This window comes from Microbacterium keratanolyticum (assembly GCF_016907255.1).
Lineage (GTDB): Bacteria > Actinomycetota > Actinomycetes > Actinomycetales > Microbacteriaceae > Microbacterium > Microbacterium keratanolyticum.
The window spans coordinates 3,038,978-3,059,686 of the sequence record NZ_JAFBBQ010000001.1 but is presented as its reverse complement, the minus strand read 5'-3'; the positions used below and the strand labels follow the sequence as shown (position 1 = coordinate 3,059,686).

The window sequence follows — 20,709 nt, the reverse complement described above, 5'->3', positions numbered from 1 at the left end:
CGTGAGCGCCCGGACGAAGGCGCGCAAGCGCGCTCTTGACATTCTTTTCTCCTCGGATGTGCGCGGCGATGCGCTGACGACAACGCTCGCCGCCGAGGCGAAGCGCGCGGCGGGCGAGCCTGCCCGTGAGGCTTCCTGGGGCTACGCCCGCGAGATCGTCGACGGCATCGTCGACCACGGCGAAGAGATCGATGAGCAGATCACGACGCACAGTCGCGACTGGAAGATCGAGCGGATGCCCGCGGTCGACCGTGCTCTGCTGCGCATCGGCGTGTGGGAGATCCTGCACAACCCCGAGGTGCCGACGGCCGTTGCGATCGATGAAGCCGTCGAACTCGCCAAGGAGTTCTCGACGGATGACTCCGGCGCGTTCGTGCACGGCGTGCTTGCGCGCGTCGCTCGCGCGAACTGACGACATTCGCGTCGGCTGACGCGAATGTCGGTGGTGTGGAGGAGGATCGTCCGCGATGTCGACGACTCCTGACTCCGCAGCATCCGCGCCTCTTTCCTGGCGTGCCCTGACGCCGTCCGCACGCGCATCGACCACGCCGTTGGCGCTCGGGATCGAGTTGCGCCGTCGCGACGCTTCGCGTCATCACTGGTCGGCTCCGCGCGCCACGTCGGCGACCGTGCGTGACCTTGCGCGAGATCCCGGGGAGCTGCTGCTCGCTGTTCGTCCGCTGCGCCAGAGTCAGTCCACGGGGGCGTGGGTGCAGGCGGATGCGTCGTGGGATGCTGTGCGGCGTCCGAACACGCAGTTCGACCCGGCCCAGTCGCGCTGGTTCGGCGATCTGCTGAGTCTCGCTCGCGACTCGCTGCTGTCGGGACTCTCCGGAGACTGGCTGGCGCTGGATCCGGTCGAGTCGCGCCTGCTGTGGCCGCACCTGAGGGATGCCGCCTCGCACGGAGTGCCTTTCGTGTCCACACAACGCGACGTCGCGCTGGTGTTCGCGGGCCACGTCGAGGTCACCGCTGTCGCCGATCGGGACCCCCGAAACCTGCTGAGCCTGCGCGCCGAAGCCGCGTTCGATGGGGAACGAGCGGGTGGGCGCTTCCTGCGTACGGTCGGCCACACGGGTGTCTACGCGTATGACGTGCAGGGTGCGACGGCGACGTTGTATCTGGGGGAGTCCATGCTGCCCGAGGCGCTGCACCGCCTGATCGGGGCGGTGGCCGTCCACGTGCCCGAGGCAGAGGAGGCAGACTTCGTGCGCGAGCTCTCGCCGGGTCTCCGACGCGCCGGAGTCCTCCGCGCAGGTCTTGGCGTGACGTTCCCAGATCTGCCCGTGCCCACGGCCGCTCTGGCCGTGCGGTTCCTGCCCGGAGACCGCGTGACCTATGCCTGGCAGTGGCGGTACGAGGGATACGGGCGATTCCCCTTCGCCGCCGGTGACGATCCTGTGCGCGACGGGGCGGCTGAGACGGCCGCGCGGCCGGAGATCGAAGCGGCGTGGGCGGACGTGGCAGGCACCGCCTTCATCGAGACGGACTCCCTTCACGACGTGGATGCCGCGGAGTTCGTAGCCCACATCGCTCCCGCGCTGGAGGAGCGGGGTGTCGATGTGTCGTACCACGGGGAGCGCCGCAACTATCACGAGCTGGCCGGTGACCCGGAGATCCGCATCACCACGGTGGAGAGTACGGACCCCGACTGGTTCGATCTGGGGGTGATCGTGACGATCGAGGGGCGGACGATCCCGTTCCGCCCTCTCTTCACGGCTCTGAGCAAGGGCCAGAAGAAGATGAAGCTCTCGGACGGAGGCTACTTCTCGCTGGCCCACCCCGCATTGCAGCGTCTGAAAGATCTCATCGACGAGTGCACGGAGCTCGCCGAATGGGAGACCGGACCGCGAATCTCCCGGTATCAGGTCGCGCTCTGGGACGATTTTGAAGACCTCGCCGATGAGGCAGAGCCGGCCATCACTTGGCGGGCGACGGCGGAAGGTCTTCGCAACGCGCACGCGGTGCCTGCTGTCGCGGTTCCGCAGGGATTGCGAGCGACGCTGCGCCCGTACCAACAGCACGGCCTGGACTGGCTCGCCTTTCTCTGGGCGCACAAACTCGGCGGGATCCTTGCCGACGACATGGGCCTCGGCAAGACCGTGCAGATCCTCGCCCTGCTTCAGCACGCGCGCGAGTCGGGCGAGCGGCGTCCGTTCCTCATCGTCGCTCCGACGTCGGTGACGGACACCTGGGTGCGCGAAGCGCGTCGCTTCGTCCCCGACCTCCGTCTGGGCGTCGTCGCACGGCGACCCCGTTCGGCGGCGACGATCGCCCGGCTGGCCGCGCAGCACGACGTGCTCGTGACCTCCTACACGGTGCTGCGCCTCGGCGAGGACGCCTTCGCCGAGGCGCAGTGGGCGGGCCTGATCCTGGATGAGGCCCACGCCGTCAAGAATGCGGCGACGCTGCAGCACCTCGCGGCAGCGCGCATCCGCGCAGATGTGACGTTCGCGGTGACCGGAACCCCGATGGAGAACAGCCTCACAGATCTCTGGGCCCTCCTGTCCCTGGTGGCACCCGGGCTGTTCGCCTCCGCCCAGCGTTTCCGCCGCGACTACGTCCAGCCGATCGAACGCGGCAAGGTCGCCGAGAACGCCGAGAACGGTGCCCATCGCGCGCATCAGCTGGAGCGATTGCGGCGTCGCATCCGACCCCTGGTCCTCCGACGTACGAAAGACGAAGTCGCTCCCGACCTTCCTCCCAAGCAGGAACAGGTGCTGCGGGTCGACCTCAGTCCTGCACACCGCGCTCTGTACGACGTCGTGCTGCAGCGCGAGCGGCAGAAGATCCTGGGGTTGCTCCGCGATCTCGATCGCAATCGATTCATCGTGTTCCGCTCTCTCACGCTCCTGCGCATGCTCAGCCTGTCACCGGGGCTCATCGATGAGACCGATGCGCGGATCGGCTCCCGCAAGATCGACGTCCTCCTGGAGCGCATCACGGAGATGCAGGCCGAAGGGCACCGCGCGCTCGTGTTCAGCCAGTTCACGTCGTATCTGGCGCTCGTCGCACGTCGGCTCGAGAAAGAGGGAATCCCGTACGCCTATCTCGACGGCGCGACACGGCAGCGACCTGCGGTCATCGAAGGTTTCCGCTCGGGGGAGCAGCCGGTGTTCCTCATCAGCCTGAAAGCCGGTGGGGTGGGGCTCACCCTGACCGAGGCGGACTATGTCTTCCTGCTCGATCCGTGGTGGAACCCCGCGGCCGAGGCGCAGGCCATCGACCGCACGCACCGCATCGGGCAGGACAACACCGTCCTCGTGTACCGCTTGATCGCCACCGACACGATCGAAGAGAAGGTGCTCGCGCTGCAGCAGCGAAAGGCGCGCCTGATCACCGCCGTCATGGATGACGAGAACCTGTTCGCGCAGACGCTGACCGCGGACGACATCCGCGGGCTGCTGGACTAGGGCGAGCGCATTCTCACGGCTCGTCGCAGGAGAGCCACAGCAGGCCGCAGGTAGACTCGTGGACGCTCAATCAGGAGGAGAAGCAATGCGGATCACGGCGCTCGGCCACGCGGGGATGTTCATCGAGACCCGAGGCGGAACCATTCTCTGCGACCCCGTTCTCGGCCCCTCCTTCTTCGGGTCATGGTTCCCCTTCCCCGACAACCGCGGTCTCGACTGGGAGCGCTTCGGCAAGGCGGACTTCCTCTACATCTCGCACCGCCACCGTGACCACTTCGATCCCGCACTCCTGGAGCGCTACGTGTCGAAGGACATCGAGGTGCTGCTTCCGGAGTACCCCGTCGACGACCTCGAGCAGGACATCCGCGCGCTCGGCTATAACAACATCACCTACGCGCCCGCGGGCGAGGTGATCGAGCGCGGCGAGCTGAAGATCATGGTGACGCCCCTGCGTGCGCCCAGCGACGGCCCGATCGGCGACTCCTCCCTGAGCGTCGACGACGGTACGGGATCGATGCTGAACCAGAACGACTCGCACCCGCTCGACCTGGAGGCGCTGCTCGATTTCGGCACACCCGACGCCTACTTCACGCAGACCTCCGGGGCGATCTGGTGGCCGATGGTCTACGACCTGCCGCTGGACGCGAAGCAGAACTTCGCTCGACTCAAGCGCGAGGCGCAGAACAAGCGCGCGATGTTCTACATCGAGAAGGTCGGCGCTCCGCACGTGTTCCCGATGGCCGGTCCGCCGATGTTCCTGCGCGACGACCTGTTCGACTTCAACGGCTTCGGCAAGAACGGCGAGTCGATCTTCACCGATTCGAAGCAGTTCCTCGAGCACATGGAGGAGCAGGCACCCGGCAAGTACCAGGGACACCTGTTCGTACCGGGAACGGTCGTCGACATCATCGACGGTGAGGTGACCACCTCGCAGTCGCTGTACACCGACGACGAGATCGCCCACATGTTCGACAACAAGTGGGACTATCTCGAATCGCAGCGCACCACGCGTCAGCAGGAGATCCAGGACGAGATCGCCACACGGGCCGACGTCATCCCGCCGGCAGAGATGCTCGCAGCGATCAAGGCGTGGTGGGAGCCGCTGCTGAAGAAGTCGCGCACGATCCGCCTCGGTGTCGGCGGCAACGTGCGCTTCCGCATCGGCGACCTCGACATGGTCGTGGATTTCCCGCGCGCCAAGGTGCGCGAGTACGACGGTGAAGAGTGCATCTACTGGTACACGATCCCCGCCGACCTCGTCTCCACGAACATCCGCGACCACGAGATCGACTGGTCGAACTCGATCTTCCTCTCGATGCAGTTCTCGGTCGGTCGCAGCGGCAAGTTCAACGAGTTCCTGACGACTTTCCTCAAGTGCCTCTCGGTGGATCGCATAGAGTACGTCGAGAACTGGTACTCCGAGCAGACGGACCAGACCGAAGACGCGGAGATCGGCGACTGGGTCGTGCAGCGTCGGTGCCCGCACCTGCGCGCTGACCTCACGAAGACCGGCAAGGTCGATGAGGACGGCATTCTCACGTGCAGCATGCACGACTGGAAGTGGGACCTGAAGACGGGCAAGTGCCTCTCGACCACGGGTCACGCGATCCGAGCGACGAAGGTCGACGAGGTGACGGACGCGGCGATGCGTCTCGGCGTATAGCTAGAATGGGGTCATCACCACCTTTAACACCGTCCTGAGAGGCGGAGAAGGGAAGTGGCCATTGTCTGCACGCATCGTGCTGCAAGAAGCCGATATCGCGCGCGCCCTGACGCGCATCGCCCACGAGATCCTCGAATCCAATCGCGGCGCGAGCGACTTGATCCTGCTGGGCATTCCGACCCGCGGCGTCGCTCTCGCGAATCGCCTCGCGGGGCTCATCGGCTCCATCGCTCAGACAGGGGTTCCGGTCGGCGCCCTCGACGTCACGCTCTTCCGTGACGATCTTGCGAAGCATCCGACGCGCTCTCCGCAGCCGACCGACATCCCGGCGGGAGGCATCGACGGCAAGACCGTGGTGCTGGTCGACGACGTGCTCTTCTCCGGGCGCAGCATCCGCGCGGCGCTCGACGCACTGCAGTCGATCGGACGTCCGTCCGTCGTGCGGCTTGCGATCCTCGTCGATCGCGGTCACCGCGAACTGCCCATCCGGCCCGATTTCATCGGCAAGAACATCCCGTCCTCTCGGCAGGAGCGCGTCAACGTGCGCCTCACCGAGAACGACGGCATAGACGAGGTGGCGATCGAAGGATGAGACACCTGCTCGACACCCAGACGCTCGCACGCGCCGAGGCGCTGCGCATCCTCGACGTCGCCGAGGACATGGCCGACACGCAGTCGCGCGAGATCAAGAAGCTTCCGACGCTGCGCGGAAAGACGGTCGTCAACCTCTTCTTCGAGGACTCGACACGGACCCGCATCTCCTTCGAAGCCGCCGCGAAGCGACTGTCCGCAGACGTCATCAACTTCGCCGCGAAGGGATCGAGCGTCTCTAAAGGCGAGAGCCTCAAAGACACGGCGCAGACTCTCGAGGCGATGGGAGCGGATGCTGTCGTCATCCGGCACCCCGCGTCCGGGGCGCCGCGCACGCTGGCGACCAGCGGGTGGATCAGTGCCGGCGTCGTCAATGCCGGCGACGGCACGCACGAGCATCCGACGCAGGCTCTTCTCGACGCCTTCACGATCCGCAAGCGCCGCTTCGGCGCCGACAGTCGTGGTCGTGACCTCACGGGCATCCGCATCGTGATCGTGGGTGATGTGCTGCACTCTCGGGTGGCGCGCTCCAACGTGTGGCTCCTCGCGGCGCTCGGCGCCCACGTCACGCTCGTGACGCCTCCGACCCTCATTCCGCAGGATGTCTCGAACTGGCCCGTTCGCGTTCTGTACGACCTCGACGAGGCGCTGGCGGAGGACCCGGACGCGGTCATGATGCTGCGGATCCAGCTGGAGCGCATGCACGCGGCGTTTTTCCCGAGTGAGCGGGAGTATTCCCGCCGTTGGGGCCTCGACCCGGTACGACTTGCACGGCTCACGGGCGATAGCATTGTGTTGCACCCGGGGCCGATGAACCGGGGTCTGGAGATCTCCGCCGAAGCGGCAGATTCCCCCCGCTCCACGGTGCTCGAACAGGTCACGAACGGTGTTTCCGTGCGCATGGCCGTGCTGTACCTGCTGCTGGCAGGAGAACGAAACGAAGACGAGATGGGAAGCCCGAACGCATGACTGAGACACTCGTCTTCCGCGGAGCGCAGCTCCTCGGCACGCAGAGCGCCGACATCCTCGTGCGCGACGGTGTCATCGCCGAGATCGGGTCGGGAGTCTCCGCCGCGGGCGCACGCGTGCTCGATGTGGAAGGCCTCGTCGCTCTGCCCGGGCTGGTCGACCTGCACACGCACCTGCGCGAGCCCGGCTACGAGGCATCCGAGACGATCCTCTCCGGCACCCGCGCGGCTGCCGCCGGCGGTTTCACCGCCGTGTTCGCCATGCCGAACACGTCACCGGTTGCCGACTCGGCCGGCGTTGTCGAGCAGGAGCTCGCGCTGGGCGAGGCAGCCGGATACGCCACCGTCCAGCCGATCGGCGCGGTCACGGTGGGCCAGAAGGGTGAGCGTCTCGCCGAGCTCGGTGCCATGGCGACCTCACGCGCGAACGTCCGCGTCTTCAGCGACGACGGATTCTGTGTCTGGGACTCGCTGATCATGCGCCGCGCTCTTGAGTACGTGAAGTCCTTCGGGGGAGTGATCGCCCAGCACGCGCAGGATCCGCGCCTGACTGAGGGCGCGCAGATGAACGAGGGCGCCGTCTCGGCAGAGCTCGGCCTCGCCGGATGGCCAGCCGTGGCCGAGGAGTCGATCATCGCCCGCGACGTGCTTCTTGCCGAGCACGTCGGCTCTCGCCTGCACGTCTGCCACCTCTCCACCGCCGGATCCGTCGACCTGATCCGCTGGGCCAAGAAGCGGGGCATCGCGGTCACCGCCGAGGTGACGCCGCACCACCTGCTGCTGACGGACGAGCTGGCCCGCGATTACGACGCGCGATTCAAGGTCAACCCGCCGCTTCGTCGCGAAGAAGACGTGCTCGCCGTCCGCGAGGGCCTCGCGGACGGCACGATCGACATCGTCGCGACCGATCATGCCCCGCACCCCAGCGAGAGCAAGTCCTGCGAATGGCAGGCTGCAGCGAACGGCATGGTCGGGCTCGAGAGCGCATTGCGGGTCGTGCACCAGTCGATGGTCGAGACCGGCCTCCTGGGCTGGTCGGATGTGGCCCGCGTCATGAGTGCAGCTCCTGCGCGCATCGGCTCGCTGGCCGGACACGGCACCCCGCTCGAAGTCGGTCAGCCCGCAGAGTTCACGCTTTACGACGCGAGCGTGCGCGGCACGTTCACGCAGGACGACCTCCGAGGTCGCAGCGTGAACTCGCCGTACCTCGGTCGTGATCTGCCGGGTCGGGTGGAGTGGACCGTGCACCGCGGGTACGCCACGCTCGCGAACGGCGCTGTCGTCGAGGAGCTTGCACGATGAGTTACGAAGCCGCCGTCGCCGTCATGATCGGCGCCGCTGTGTTGGTTCTCGGTGCGATGCTCTTCGCATGGCGTCGACGCCTCCGCCGTGATTCCGGGCTGCACGCGCCGCTCGGTGTGCCCGAGCATGCGGATGTCCTCAGCCGGCACGAGGTTCTCTATGTCGCGACCACCCGCCATGACCAGCCGCTGGAGCGCCTCACCATCCGGCCCCTGGCGTACCGCGCGCGCGGCGAAGCCGTCATCACCGATCGCGGCCTCGCCCTGAGCCTGGACGGCTCGCCCACCGTGTTCCTCGCATCCAACCGCCTCGTCGCGGTCGACCGTGCCACTGTCGCGATCGACCGAGTCGTCGAGCCCGGCGGACTGGTGCGCGTCGTCTGGCAGGTGGACGAGTCCACTCGCGTCGACAGCTACTTGCGGGTCGTCTCCGGCGACCCGACCCACGTGATCACTGAACTCCAGCGCCTGTGCGCTGCACCCGAGACGGGAGCATCCTCATGACCGCCACCACCACCACGGCCTCGAGCCTTCCGGATCCTGCTGTCCTGGTCCTCGAAGACGGCAGCCGCTTCCGCGGTCACGCATACGGCGCCCGAGGCACGACGATCGGAGAGGTCGTCTTCGCCACCGGCATGACCGGCTATCAGGAGACGATCACCGACCCGTCCTACGCCGGGCAGATCGTCCTGCAGACCGCACCGCACATCGGCAACACGGGCGTCAACGAGGAAGACAACGAGTCTCGTCGCATCTGGGTCGAGGGCTACATCGTGCGCGACCCCTCGCGCATCGTGTCGAACTGGCGCGCCACCGACTCACTCGAGAACGTGCTGCAGCGCGACAACATCGTCGGCATCAGCGGCATCGACACGCGTGCGGTCACCCGACGCCTCCGTTCGGTGGGAAGCCTCCGCGGGGCGATCTTCTCGGGAGATGCCGAAGGCATCGACGCCGATGAGCAGCTGCGCATCGTCACCGAGGCCCCGCTCATGTCCGGTCAGAACCTGTCCGGACAGGTCTCCGTGGAGGTCCCGACCCTCACGCCCGCCGTCGGCGAGCGCATCGGCAACCTCGCTGTCATCGACCTCGGCGTCAAGCAGGCGACGGTGAACAACCTCGCGGCGCGCGGTTTCGACGTGCACGTTCTGCCGCAGACCTCGACGTTCGACGAGATCCAGGCCGTCGAACCGGTCGCGGTGTTCTACTCGAACGGCCCCGGTGACCCCTCCGCCTCCGAGCGTCACGTCGCGCTGCTGCGTGAAGTGCTCGACGCGAACCTGCCGTTCTTCGGCATCTGCTTCGGAAACCAGCTGCTCGGTCGCGCACTCGGGCTCGGCACCTACAAGCTGCCCTTCGGACACCGCGGCATCAACCAGCCGGTGCTGGATCGCGCGACCGGACGCGTCGAGATCACGGCCCACAACCACGGCTTCGCCGTGGAGGCTCCGCTGGAGGGGACCTTCGACAGCCCGAACGGCTACGGCAAGGTCGAGGTCAGCCACATCGGCCTGAACGACAACGTCGTCGAGGGGCTTCGCGCTCTCGACATCCCCGCGTTCTCGGTGCAGTACCACCCGGAGGCTGCCTCGGGTCCCCGCGACGCCAACTATCTTTTCGACCGTTTCCGCGATCTCGTCGTCGCGCACATCTCCCAGAAGGACGCGAAGTAATGCCCAAGCGCGACGATATCAAGTCTGTTCTCGTCATCGGCTCCGGCCCGATCGTCATCGGTCAGGCCGTCGAGTTCGACTACTCCGGCACCCAGGCGTGTCGCGTGCTTCGCGAGGAGGGCGTGCGCGTCATCCTGGTGAACTCGAACCCCGCGACCATCATGACCGACCCGGACTTCGCCGACGCGACCTACGTCGAGCCGATCACCCCAGAGGTCATCGAGACGATCATCGCCAAGGAGAAGCCCGACGCGATCCTCCCGACCCTCGGTGGCCAGACGGCGCTCAACGCCGCGATGGCACTGCACGAGCGGGGCATCCTCGACAAGTACGACGTCGAGCTCATCGGCGCGCGCGTCGACGCCATCAAAAAGGGTGAAGATCGCCAGATCTTCAAGGAGCTCGTCCTCGAGGCCGGCGCAGACGTGGCGGCCTCGGTCATCGCGCACTCCATGGACGATCTGCTCGCAGGCGCCGAGAAGCTCGGCTACCCGCTTGTCGTCCGCCCCAGCTTCACGATGGGCGGCCTGGGCTCCGGCTTCGCCTACAACGAAGAGGACCTGCGTCGCATCGGCGGTGCGGGCCTGCACGACTCTCCGACGAACGAGGTGCTCCTGGAGGAGTCGATTCTCGGCTGGAAGGAGTACGAGCTCGAGCTCATGCGCGACACGGCCGACAACACGGTCGTCGTCTGCTCCATCGAGAACGTCGACCCGGTCGGCGTGCACACGGGTGACTCCATCACGGTCGCACCCGCGCTGACGCTGACGGATCGCGAGTTCCAGAAGCTCCGTGACATCGGCATCGACATCATCCGCGCCGTCGGCGTGGACACCGGCGGCTGCAACATCCAGTTCGCGATCAACCCGGTCGACGGCCGCATCATCGTCATCGAGATGAACCCGCGCGTCTCGCGTTCCAGCGCCCTCGCATCGAAGGCGACGGGCTTCCCGATCGCGAAGCTCGCGGCCAAGCTGGCGCTCGGCTACCGCCTGGACGAGGTCACGAACGACATCACGGGCGTGACGCCGGCGAGCTTCGAGCCGACGCTCGACTACGTCGTCGTCAAGGTCCCGCGCTTCGCCTTCGAGAAGTTCCCGGCCGCGGACGCGACGCTGACGACGACCATGAAGTCGGTCGGCGAGGCGATGGCCATCGGCCGCAACTACACGACCGCACTGCAGAAGGCGCTCCGTTCGCTGGAGAAGCGCGGTTCGAGCTTCCACTGGGGGCCGGAGGAGCGCTCCGTCGAAGAGCTGCTCGAGATCTCGAAGACGCCGACCGACGGTCGCATCGTGACGCTGCAGCAGGCGCTGCGCAAGGGGGCGACGATCGAGCAGGCCTTCGAGGCGACCGCGATCGACCCGTGGTTCCTCGACCAGATGATCCTGATCAACGAGGTCGCCGACATCATTGCCTCGGCAGAGGAGCTGGATGCCGCGACGCTGCGCCACGCGAAGGAGCACGGCTTCTCGGACGTGCAGATCGCCGAGCTGCGCGGACTCGACGAGACCGAGGTGCGGGAGGTGCGTCGTGCACTCGCGGTGCGCCCCGTCTACAAGACGGTCGACACCTGCGCCGGTGAGTTCCCGGCCCTGACGCCGTACCACTACTCGAGCTACGACAGCGAGACCGAGGTCGAACCCTCCGACCGCAAGAAGGTCGTCATCATCGGCTCGGGCCCGAACCGCATCGGTCAGGGTGTCGAGTTCGACTACTCCTGCGTGCACGCGTCGTTCGCGCTGTCGGATGCCGGCTTCGAGACCGTCATGGTCAACTGCAACCCGGAGACGGTGTCCACCGACTACGACACCTCCGACCGCCTGTACTTCGAGCCTCTGACGCTGGAGGACGTGCTGGAGGTGCTCGACGCGGAAGCGGCGAGCGGTGAGATCCTCGGTGTCGTCTGCCAGCTCGGCGGCCAGACGCCGCTCGGCCTCGCGAAGGGGATCGAGGCTGCCGGCTACACGATTCTCGGCACGAGCCCGGAGGCGATCGATCTCGCCGAGGAGCGCGAGCTCTTCTCGCGTCTGCTCGACGACGCCGGCCTCGTCGCGCCGCGCAACGGCACGGCGATCGACGTCGAAGGCGCCGTCGCCATCGCGGAGGAGATCGGCTACCCGGTGCTCGTCCGCCCGTCGTTCGTCCTCGGCGGACGCGGCATGGAGATCGTCTACAGCACGGAGTCGCTGCGCGACTACTTCGTGCGCACGGCGGGTGAGGTCGTGATCGAAGAGGGCAAGCCCCTTCTGGTCGACCGCTTCCTCGACGACGCGATCGAGCTGGATGTCGACGCCCTGTACGACGGCCAGGAACTGTACATCGGCGGCGTCATGGAGCACCTCGAAGAGGCCGGCATCCACTCCGGCGACTCGAGCTGCACGCTGCCGCCTGTCTCGCTCGGTCGTTCGGACGTCGATCGGGTGCGTACGGCGACGCTGGCGATCGCTGAGGGTGTGGGCGTCCGCGGTCTGCTGAACGTGCAGTTCGCGATCAGCGCGGGCGTGCTCTACGTGATCGAGGCGAACCCGCGCGCGAGTCGCACGGTGCCGTTCGTGTCCAAGGCTCTCGGTATCCCGATGGCGAAGGCCGCGAGTCGCATCATGGTCGGTGCGACGATCGCCGAGCTGCGCGCAGAGGGACTGCTTCCCGAGGTCGATGGCTCGCGGGTCCCGCTGGGATCTCCGGTCGCCGTGAAGGAGGCTGTGCTTCCCTTCAAGCGCTTCCGCACCGCAGACGGCAAGACCGTCGATTCCGTGCTCGGCCCGGAGATGCGCTCGACCGGTGAGGTCATGGGCATTGACAAGGACTTCCCGACGGCGTTCGCGAAGAGCCAGGCTGCGGCCTACGGCGGCATGCCGACGTCGGGCACGGTGTTCATCTCGGTCGCCGATGCGGACAAGCGCGCGGTCATCCTGCCCGCGCACCGCCTGCAGCAGCTCGGGTTCACGATCGTTGCGACAGAAGGCACGGCCGAGATCCTCTCGCGTAACGGCATCGAGGTGACGGTCGTCGAGAAGTACAGCGCGACCCAGGAGTCGGGTGCGCAGAACATCGTCGACCTCATCAACGATGGCCAGATCGACATCATCGTGAACACCCCGAGCGGTGGCGCGACGCGCGCCGACGGCTACGAGATTCGCGCCGCGGCGGTCGCCGCCGACAAGGCTCTCTTCACGACGATGGCTGTTCTGGGAGCCGCGGTGAGCGGTATGGATGCGGCCGATCAGGGCTTCGCCGTACGCAGCCTGCAGGAGTACGCGGCCGACCGACTGGCCCGTCTGTGACTCAGCGCTTTGGAGAGCGGGTGCGTGCGGCGATCTCGTCGTACGGCCCGCTCTGCGTGGGAATCGACCCGCATGCGCACCTGCTGAGCGAGTGGGGGCTGGAGGCCTCGGCCTCCGGCGTCCGCGAGTTCGGCTTGCGCGTCGTGGATGCTGCCGCGAGTCGCGCCGGGATCGTCAAGCCGCAGGTGTCGTTCTTCGAGAGGTTCGGTTCGGCGGGCATCGCCGCGCTGGAGGATGTCCTCGCTGCCGCCCGCGCCGCGGGTCTCGTGGTGATCGCGGATGCGAAGCGCGGCGACATCGGTTCGACCATGGATGCCTACGCGGAGGCATGGCTCACGCCCGGGAGCCCCCTGGAGGCGGACGCACTGACCGTGAACCCGTATCTGGGTGTCGGAGCGCTGGATGGCGCGCTGCGCCTCGCGGACAAGCACGGCAAGGGGCTCTTCGTGCTCGCGGCGACGAGCAATCCCGAGGCGCTGCCCGTGCAGACGGCGCAGACGCACGAGGGCGCGACAGTGGCGGGTGCCATCATCTCCGCGGTTTCCGCTCACAATGCGGCGGTCACGCCCGCAGGGGAGTGGGCGTCTCATGGGTTCGTGATCGGTGCGACGGTTGACCGTTCTGTGCTCGGAGTACCCGAGACGCTGAGTCCTGTCGCGCCGATCCTGGCGCCGGGCTTCGGCTTCCAGGGTGCGCAGATCGCCGACCGTGATGTGCTGTTCGGCGCGCTGGCTCCCTCTGTCATCGCGAGTGAGAGCCGGAGTGTCCTGTCCGCGGGTCCTGCGGGACTCGCCGCAGCGATCGATGAGCGTCGAGCTCTCCTCGGAGGTGCACAGGATGGCTGAGTCCGTTCCCCCGCAGGACGTCGACCGGGTCGCGGCCGCGCGCCGTGCCGTCGAGCGTCGACGGGCGCGTGCCTCGATCAAGCGCGACCTCGCGATGCGTGTCGTGTCCGGCCAGGAGGTGCTGCGCCGCGCGGCGGAAGACCCGACCTCGGCCGCGGGAACGCTCCGCGTACCTGACTTCCTGACCGCGCTTCCCGCGATCGGTGCGGGTAAGCGTGATCGCATCCTCGAGGCCCTGCAGATCTCGCCGGTCAAGCGTCTCGGCGGGCTGGGAGTCCGCCAGCGCGCGGTGCTCCGCGAATGGCTGGACGAGCGCTTCCCGCAGTCCGAGCCGCGTGCCGGACGCAGCCGCCTCCTCGTTCTGGCGGGCCCGACGGCCGTCGGCAAGGGCACTGTGGCGACGCACATCCGAGAGACGCATCCCGAGATCCACCTGTCGGTGTCGGCGACGACGCGTGCTCCGCGTCCGGGTGAGATCGACGGTGTGCACTACTACTTCGTCGACGAGGCTCGGTTCGATCAGATGATCGCCGATGACGAGCTGCTCGAATATGCGACGGTGCACAACCGGTTCCGCTACGGCACTCCACGCGCGCCGATCGAGAAGGCGCTGGCGGAGGGCAAGACGGTGCTGCTCGAGATCGATCTGCAGGGCGCACGTCAGGTGCGCGCCGCGGATGCCTCGGCGACGCTGGTCTTCCTGCTGCCGCCCTCATGGGATGAGCTCGTGCAGCGTCTCGTGGGCCGCGGCACCGAGGACGAGGCCGAGAGGGCTCGTCGCCTGCGCACCGCGAAGGTCGAACTGGCGGCGCAGAACGAGTTCGATTACCGCATTGTGAACCAGGACGTCGCCACAGCGGCGCGCGAGGTCGTAGAATTGTCTGAGGCTGCGGCGCGTTAGCGCCATCCGGTGTGCCTGCGCACACCGTTCGCCTGAATCTTTTGCGACGACGTGTCGCCGAATTAGGAGGTCCACATGGCCGGTAGCAACCAGGGCATCATCGATCCGCCGATCGACAACCTGCTCGATCGTGTCAGCTCGAAGTACGAGCTCGTGATCTTCGCGTCCAAGCGTGCGCGTCAGATCAACGACTACTACTCCGACCTTCACGAGGGCAACCTCTTCGACAACGTGGGCCCGCTGGTCGACTCCTCGGTCGAAGACAAGCCGCTCACGATCGCTCTGCACGAGATCAACGAGGACAAGCTCCGCATCCGTCACGCGGAGTAAGCACGTCACTTCCGGAGCCGTCGCCGTCCACCAGGATGTCGGCGGCTCCGTGCACACTGGGAACACCCCCGACCGCATACCGTTGGAGCACCGATGAGCGCCCTGCGCCTTTTCACGTCAGAATCCGTCACCGAAGGGCACCCCGACAAGATCTGCGACCAGATCTCGGACAGCATCCTCGACGGGCTGATCGCACAGGACATCGGCTCCCGTGTCGCTGTCGAGACGCTGGTGACGACGGGTCTTGTGCACGTCGCCGGTGAGATCCGCACGGAGGCGTACGTCGACATCCCGACGATCGTGCGCAGCGTCGTCAACGACATCGGCTACACATCCAGCGAGATGGGCTTCGATGGCTCCTCCTGCGGCGTGAGCGTGTCGGTGGGGGAGCAGTCCGGTGATATCGCCCATGGCGTCGACAATGCGCACGAGTCCCGCGAAGGTGGCTCTGCGGATCCGCGCGACGCACTCGGTGCGGGTGACCAGGGCATCATGTTCGGTTTCGCGACGACCGAGACGCCTCAGCTCATGCCGATGGCCGCGTGGACGGCCCATCGGCTCGCCGAGCGTCTGACGGAGGTGCGACGCGAGGGCATCCTGCCGTTCCTTCGCCCGGACGGCAAGACCCAGGTGACGCTGGGCTACGACGGCTTCACGCCCAAGACCGTCGACACGGTCGTGCTCTCGACGCAGCACCACCCGGATGTCTCGCAGGACGAGCTGCGCGCGCTCGTGCGCCAGCATGTCATCGAGCCGGTTCTGGCCGACACCGGATTGGCGCTGGACGATGTGACGTTCCACATCAACCCGGCGGGTCCATTCGTGACGGGCGGCCCGAAGGGCGATGCGGGCCTTACGGGCCGCAAGATCATCATCGACACCTATGGCGGGGCCTCGCGTCACGGTGGCGGAGCGTTCAGCGGAAAGGACCCGTCGAAGGTCGACCGTTCCGGTGCCTACGCCATGCGCTGGGTCGCGAAGAACGCCGTCGCGGCGGGGCTCGCCGAGCGCCTTGAGGTGCAGGTCGCGTATGCGATCGGCGTGGCGCGTCCGGTGGGTCTCTACGTCGAGAGCTTCGGCACCGGTGCGGTGTCCGACGACGTGATCACCCGGGCGATCGAGAGCGTGTTCGATCTGCGTCCGCAGGCGATCATCGAAGAGCTCGACCTGCTGCGTCCGATCTACGCCGAGACGGCTGCCTACGGGCACTTCGGTCGGGAGCTCCCCACCTTCACATGGGAGAACACCGACCGGGCGGAGGAGCTTCGCCGCGCCGCAGGGCTCTGACGGTGAGCTGCCCGTGACGCGCTCCATCGTTCGGGTGCTGCTCGACTCGCCGCTGCCGCAGCTCGATCGCCTCTTCGACTATGCCGTTCCGGCGGAGTTCGTCGAGGACGCGCAACCGGGTGTGCGCGTGCGCGTGCCGTTGCGCTCGGCGGGCAGGATGATCGACGCCTACGTCGTCGAGGTCGACATCGAGGAGGACGACAGCCGTGCGCTGTCGGAGATCGACACGGTGGTCTCCGCAGCTCCCGTCCTTCCGCCGTCGCTCGCGTCCCTTGCGCGCCGCGTCGCCGACCGATCCGCCGGCCGTGCATCCGACGTCTTGCGGCTTGTGATCCCGAAGCGTCAGGTGCGAGTGGAGAAGGCCTGGCTCGCCGCGGGTTCCCTGCAGGCGAGCGCGCCCGTCGACGTCGCACCGCAGGCGCAGGGGCGTGCGGTCGCGGTGCTGGGGGAGTACGAGGGGCTGGCGGATGCGCTTCGCGCACGATCCCGCATCGCGGTCGAGGCGATCCCACGCGTGAATGAGGCCGGAGACCCGGAGTGGGCGGAGCTCTTGGCGGCCGCGGCGAGCGCGACGCTGAGCGATGGCGCCTCCGCGATCCTCGTCGTTCCGGACTATCGCGACATCGAGCGCGTCATGGCAGCGCTTTCTGGCCTGGTGCCGGAGGACACGATCGTGCGACTGGATGCGAAGCAGTCCGGCCCGCTGCGGTATCGCGCCTTCCTGCGCACGCTCGAGGATGCGCCGTGCATCGTCGTCGGCAATCGCTCGGCCGTCTACGCGCCGGTCACTGCCGGACTCGTCGCGCTCTGGGACGACGGTGACAACCTGCTCGCCGAGCCGCTCGCACCCTACGTGCATCCGCGTGACGTGGCGCTGCTTCGCCAGGAGCGCGAGGGATCGGCGCTCATGTTCGCCGGTCACACACGCACGACGGATGTCGAGCGGCTCATCGCGACGGGGTGGGTGCAGCCGATCACCGCAACGCGGCGTGTGCTTCCTCGGGTGATCCTGGACCCGCCGCAGGAGATCGATCAACGCGGTCAACGGCTGCCTTCGCGGGCGTTTCTCGCGGCGCGCGAGGCGACAGCGGAGGGACCCGTTCTCGTGCAGGTCGCGCGGCCCGGATTCGCACCGACGCTGGTGTGCGGTCAGTGTCGCGTTCCGGCACGATGTCGCGCGTGCGGCGGTCCGCTGGGAGCGCGCCATCGGGGTGCGGCACCGGTCTGCGGCTGGTGCGCTCGCACGGCGCATGCGTGGACGTGCACGTCCTGTGGTTCGGACAAGGTGCGTCTGGCCGCATCCGGCACCGAGCGCACCGCCGATGAACTGGGGCGCGCGTTCCCCGGCGTCCGCGTGATCGTCGCCGACGGCAACCATCCTGTCGAGAGCGTCGCTGATCGCCCGTCCCTGGTTGTCGCGACGCGCGGGGCCGAGCCACCGGCCGTCGGCGGCTATCGCGCCGTCGTGCTGCTGGATGGTGCGCGGATGCTGCAGGCGCCTGAGCTGCGCATCGGCGAGTCGTGTCTGCGCTGGTGGTCCAACGCCGCGGCTCTGGCCGCACCGGGCGCGCCGATCCATCTCGTCGGCGTGGACGGGCCGGTGGCGAAGGCCCTCGCGACCTGGAACCACGGTGCGTACGCGCGCACTGAGCTGGCAGCCCGCGCGCCATTGCACATGCCGCCTACGGCCCGCGTCGCGCAGATCGACGGGACAGTGGCGGGAGTCCAACGAGCGCTGGAAGCAGTCGCTGAGGTGGGTCTGCCTGCCGATGCGGTGCTGGGGCCGATTCCCCGCGAGGACGAGCCCGAGCTGCAGCGCGCACTTCTTCGCTTCGACTACGCGGCCGGCACGAGGGTGGTCGCCGCGCTGCGCGCCGCCGTGATCGCCGAGGCCACAGGGCGCCGTCGGGGTCGTGGCCGCACGAGCCGGACTACGCTTTCCGTGAGGCTCGACATCACCGAACCCGATCTCTGAGCGCGGGCCGTTTTCTCGCTCGCTCTCATGCACTCACCGAACAAAGGATCTTCGATGCGTCTCGTCTTCGCCGGCACTCCGGCAGTGGCCGTGCCGACGCTGCGTCTGCTGGCGGCGCAGCATGAGGTGGTCGCGGTGGTCACGCGCCCGGATGCGCCGTTGGGGCGCAAGCGCGTGCTGACGCCCTCGCCCGTGGCTGCTGTCGCGGAGGAGCTGGGCCTCCCGGTCATCAAGGCGGCGCGCCTGGACGACGAGGTCACGCAGGAGATCGCGGCTCTCGCGCCGGAGCTCGGTGTGATCGTCGCGTACGGAGGTCTCGTCCGCGAACCTCTGCTGCAGACGCCGACGCACGGATGGATCAACCTGCACTTCTCGCTGCTGCCGGAGTGGCGTGGTGCCGCGCCGGTGCAGCGTGCGCTGATGGCGGGCGACCGCGAACTCGGAGCGAGCGTCTTTCAGCTCGTTGCGGCTCTGGACGCGGGTGATGTCTTCGCGCGCCGCACGTTCGAGATTCCCGTCGAGGCGACGGCGGATGCGTCGCTCGCCGCCCTTGCTGAGTCTGGTGCTGGTCTGACGGCCGAAGTGGTCGCGGCTATTGCGGCCGGGACGGCCGTGGCGGTCCCTCAGGTCGGTGAAGCGACGTATGCGGCAAAGCTCTCTCACGCGGATGGGCTCCTGGACTGGGGGCTTCCTGCGGAGGAGATCTTCGCTCGCTACCGGGGAGTCACAAGTGAGCCCGGGGCGCATACGACCGTGGGCGAGCAGGCCGTGAAGGTCTTGGAGATGTCCCGTCCCGACGCCGCGGAGGTGTCGTTGGAGCCCGGTGAGCTGCAGGGGACGAAGAAGGGTGTGCTCGTCGGCACGGCCACGACGCCGCTGCTGGTCGTGCGCGTGCAGCCTGCGGGCAAGGGAGCGATGGCGGCAGCCGACTGGCTGCGCGGGCTCAAGGCGGATGTGAGGTTCGGAGTATGAGCGAGGAGCGCAGGGCACAGGGGAGTGGCTCGGATCGCTCACGTCGTCCCTCGGGAAGAGGAACGCGCGGAGGCCTCGGCGGATCCCGCAGCGGGCAGAGTCGACCATCGACGTCGCGCATCCAGCCCGCACGACGTATCGCCTTCGACGTGCTGCGTGCCGTCGCGACCGAGGACGCGTACGCGAACCTCGTCCTGCCCGCGTTGCTGCGGGACGCCGGGCTCTCGCCCGCGGATGCTGCGCTCGCGACCGAACTCACCTACGGCACACTTCGTCGGCAGGGAACCTATGACGCGGTGATCGCGATCGCCGCCGGGCGCTCCGTCGACCTGATCGATCCTGCGGTTCTGGATGCGCTGCGCCTGGGCGTGCACCAGCTGCTGAGCACACGCGTCGCTGCGCATGCGGCCGTCAACGAATCGGTGTCCCTCGTCTCCGAGGTTGCGGGGCGAGGAGCATCCGGTTTCGCCAATGCCGTCCTGCGCCGGGTCACAGAGCGCGACGAGGCGGAGTGGGTGGACGTCATTCAGGCGTCGGCCCGTTCGGATGACGAACGGCTCGGACTGCGCACGGCGCACCCGGTCTGGGTCATTCGCGCGTTGCGCCGGGCGCTGGCCGCAGAAGGCCGCGAGGAGGAGCTCAACGCGCTGCTCGAGGCTGACAATGCTGCTCCGGAGGTGACGCTCGTCGCTCTTCCCGGTCTGGCAGAGCTCGACGAGCGGGATGCTTTCGCTGAGACACCGCGTCCCTATGCGACGACCGCGTACGGTCTGCGCGGCGGTGATCCTCGCGCCATCGTCGAGGAGCACGGTGGTCGCGTCCGTGTGCAGGATGAGGGCTCGCAGCTCGTCGCGCTCGCGCTCGTCGGCGCTGCGGCGGTGCGTAGGGGCGAACGCTGGCTTGACCTCTGCGCGGGCCCCGGCGGCAAGACCGCACTCCTCGCTGCGGAGGCGCTGCAACACGGTGCCTCGCTCGACGCGAACGAACTGGTGCCGACGCGCGCGCGACTCGTGCGATCGGCTCTGCGTCCCGTGCCCCTGAACGTCACTGTGACAGAAGCGGACGGGCGCGAGCTCGCAGCATCCCGGCCCGGCGTCTATGACCGTATTCTCATCGATGCTCCCTGCACGGGCCTCGGCGCGCTGCGCCGACGTCCGGAGGCGCGCTGGCGCAAATCCCCGGCAGACGTCGCGGAGCTCGTCGGACTGCAGGAAGAACTGCTCGCGAACGCTCTCGACGCGCTCGCGCCCGGCGGGATCGCCGCATACGTCACGTGCTCGCCGCACCTCGCCGAGACCGCAGGGGTGGTCGAGACGGTGCTCCGCTCGCGATCCGACATCGAAGAGCTCGATGCGCGTGCGGCCATCGTCGACGTGGCGAAGTCACCGATCGATCTCGCCGCACCCATCGACGGATCGGGACACGCGCAGCTCTGGCCGCACCGTCACGGCACCGACGCGATGTTCCTCGCGCTCCTGCGCAAGACGGGGGAGACCGCATAAT

At 67.8% G+C, this 20,709-nt stretch carries 16 protein-coding genes; all 16 read left to right on the top strand.

Annotated features, from left to right (window positions below; translation table 11 throughout):
- Position 1 precedes the first annotated feature (1 nt).
- The 16 genes from nusB to JOD62_RS14645 all read left to right on the top strand — a co-directional run bounded on the left by nusB (position 2) and on the right by JOD62_RS14645 (position 20,708).
- The gene (gene nusB, locus JOD62_RS14720) at positions 2-412 is read left to right on the top strand and encodes a transcription antitermination factor NusB (protein WP_204939979.1); all 411 of its coding nucleotides are present in this window, start codon (positions 2-4) and stop codon (positions 410-412) included.
- Positions 413-467: 55 nt separating this feature from the next.
- On the top strand, positions 468-3,413 hold the full coding sequence (locus tag JOD62_RS14715; protein ID WP_204939978.1) for a DEAD/DEAH box helicase: 2,946 nt from the start codon (positions 468-470) through the stop codon (positions 3,411-3,413).
- Between the two features lie 85 nt (positions 3,414-3,498).
- Positions 3,499-5,076 (top strand): Rieske 2Fe-2S domain-containing protein, encoded by a 1,578-nt coding sequence (locus JOD62_RS14710; protein ID WP_204939977.1) that lies wholly within the window; start codon positions 3,499-3,501, stop codon positions 5,074-5,076.
- A 61-nt stretch (positions 5,077-5,137) separates the two neighbouring features.
- On the top strand, positions 5,138-5,668 hold the full coding sequence (pyrR, locus tag JOD62_RS14705) for a bifunctional pyr operon transcriptional regulator/uracil phosphoribosyltransferase PyrR (RefSeq protein WP_204939976.1): 531 nt from the start codon (positions 5,138-5,140) through the stop codon (positions 5,666-5,668).
- Complete coding sequence (locus JOD62_RS14700; protein ID WP_204939975.1) at positions 5,665-6,636, top strand: aspartate carbamoyltransferase catalytic subunit; 972 nt, start codon at positions 5,665-5,667, stop codon at positions 6,634-6,636. The genes pyrR and JOD62_RS14700 overlap by 4 nt, the downstream gene beginning before the upstream one ends.
- The gene (locus JOD62_RS14695) at positions 6,633-7,937 is read left to right on the top strand and encodes a dihydroorotase (RefSeq protein ID WP_204939974.1); all 1,305 of its coding nucleotides are present in this window, start codon (positions 6,633-6,635) and stop codon (positions 7,935-7,937) included. The genes JOD62_RS14700 and JOD62_RS14695 overlap by 4 nt, the downstream gene beginning before the upstream one ends.
- Positions 7,934-8,440 carry a PH-like domain-containing protein gene (locus JOD62_RS14690; protein ID WP_204939973.1) on the top strand — a complete coding sequence of 169 codons (507 nt, stop codon included), beginning with the start codon at positions 7,934-7,936 and terminating at the stop codon, positions 8,438-8,440. The genes JOD62_RS14695 and JOD62_RS14690 overlap by 4 nt, the downstream gene beginning before the upstream one ends.
- Positions 8,437-9,609, top strand: a complete 1,173-nt coding sequence (gene carA, locus JOD62_RS14685; RefSeq protein WP_204939972.1) for a glutamine-hydrolyzing carbamoyl-phosphate synthase small subunit — start codon at positions 8,437-8,439, stop codon at positions 9,607-9,609. Before JOD62_RS14690 ends, carA begins: the two co-directional genes overlap by 4 nt.
- The gene (gene carB / locus JOD62_RS14680) at positions 9,609-12,896 is read left to right on the top strand and encodes a carbamoyl-phosphate synthase large subunit (RefSeq protein ID WP_204939971.1); all 3,288 of its coding nucleotides are present in this window, start codon (positions 9,609-9,611) and stop codon (positions 12,894-12,896) included. The genes carA and carB overlap by 1 nt, the downstream gene beginning before the upstream one ends.
- On the top strand, positions 12,893-13,741 hold the full coding sequence (pyrF, locus tag JOD62_RS14675) for an orotidine-5'-phosphate decarboxylase (protein ID WP_204939970.1): 849 nt from the start codon (positions 12,893-12,895) through the stop codon (positions 13,739-13,741). Before carB ends, pyrF begins: the two co-directional genes overlap by 4 nt.
- Positions 13,734-14,642: a guanylate kinase gene (gene gmk / locus JOD62_RS14670; protein ID WP_204939969.1), complete on the top strand. Its 909-nt coding sequence runs from the start codon at positions 13,734-13,736 to the stop codon at positions 14,640-14,642. Before pyrF ends, gmk begins: the two co-directional genes overlap by 8 nt.
- 75 nt (positions 14,643-14,717) lie before the next feature.
- Positions 14,718-14,972, top strand: coding sequence for a DNA-directed RNA polymerase subunit omega (gene rpoZ / locus JOD62_RS14665; protein WP_204939968.1), 255 nt, complete (start codon positions 14,718-14,720; stop codon positions 14,970-14,972).
- A 93-nt stretch (positions 14,973-15,065) separates the two neighbouring features.
- Positions 15,066-16,259, top strand: a complete 1,194-nt coding sequence (gene metK, locus JOD62_RS14660) for a methionine adenosyltransferase (protein ID WP_204939967.1) — start codon at positions 15,066-15,068, stop codon at positions 16,257-16,259.
- Positions 16,260-16,272: 13 nt separating this feature from the next.
- Positions 16,273-18,234, top strand: coding sequence for a primosomal protein N' family DNA-binding protein (locus JOD62_RS14655; protein ID WP_271171563.1), 1,962 nt, complete (start codon positions 16,273-16,275; stop codon positions 18,232-18,234).
- Between the two features lie 54 nt (positions 18,235-18,288).
- On the top strand, positions 18,289-19,206 hold the full coding sequence (fmt, locus tag JOD62_RS14650; protein WP_204939966.1) for a methionyl-tRNA formyltransferase: 918 nt from the start codon (positions 18,289-18,291) through the stop codon (positions 19,204-19,206).
- Positions 19,203-20,708, top strand: a complete 1,506-nt coding sequence (locus JOD62_RS14645) for an RsmB/NOP family class I SAM-dependent RNA methyltransferase (RefSeq protein WP_204939965.1) — start codon at positions 19,203-19,205, stop codon at positions 20,706-20,708. The genes fmt and JOD62_RS14645 overlap by 4 nt, the downstream gene beginning before the upstream one ends.
- Position 20,709: the final 1 nt, after the last annotated feature.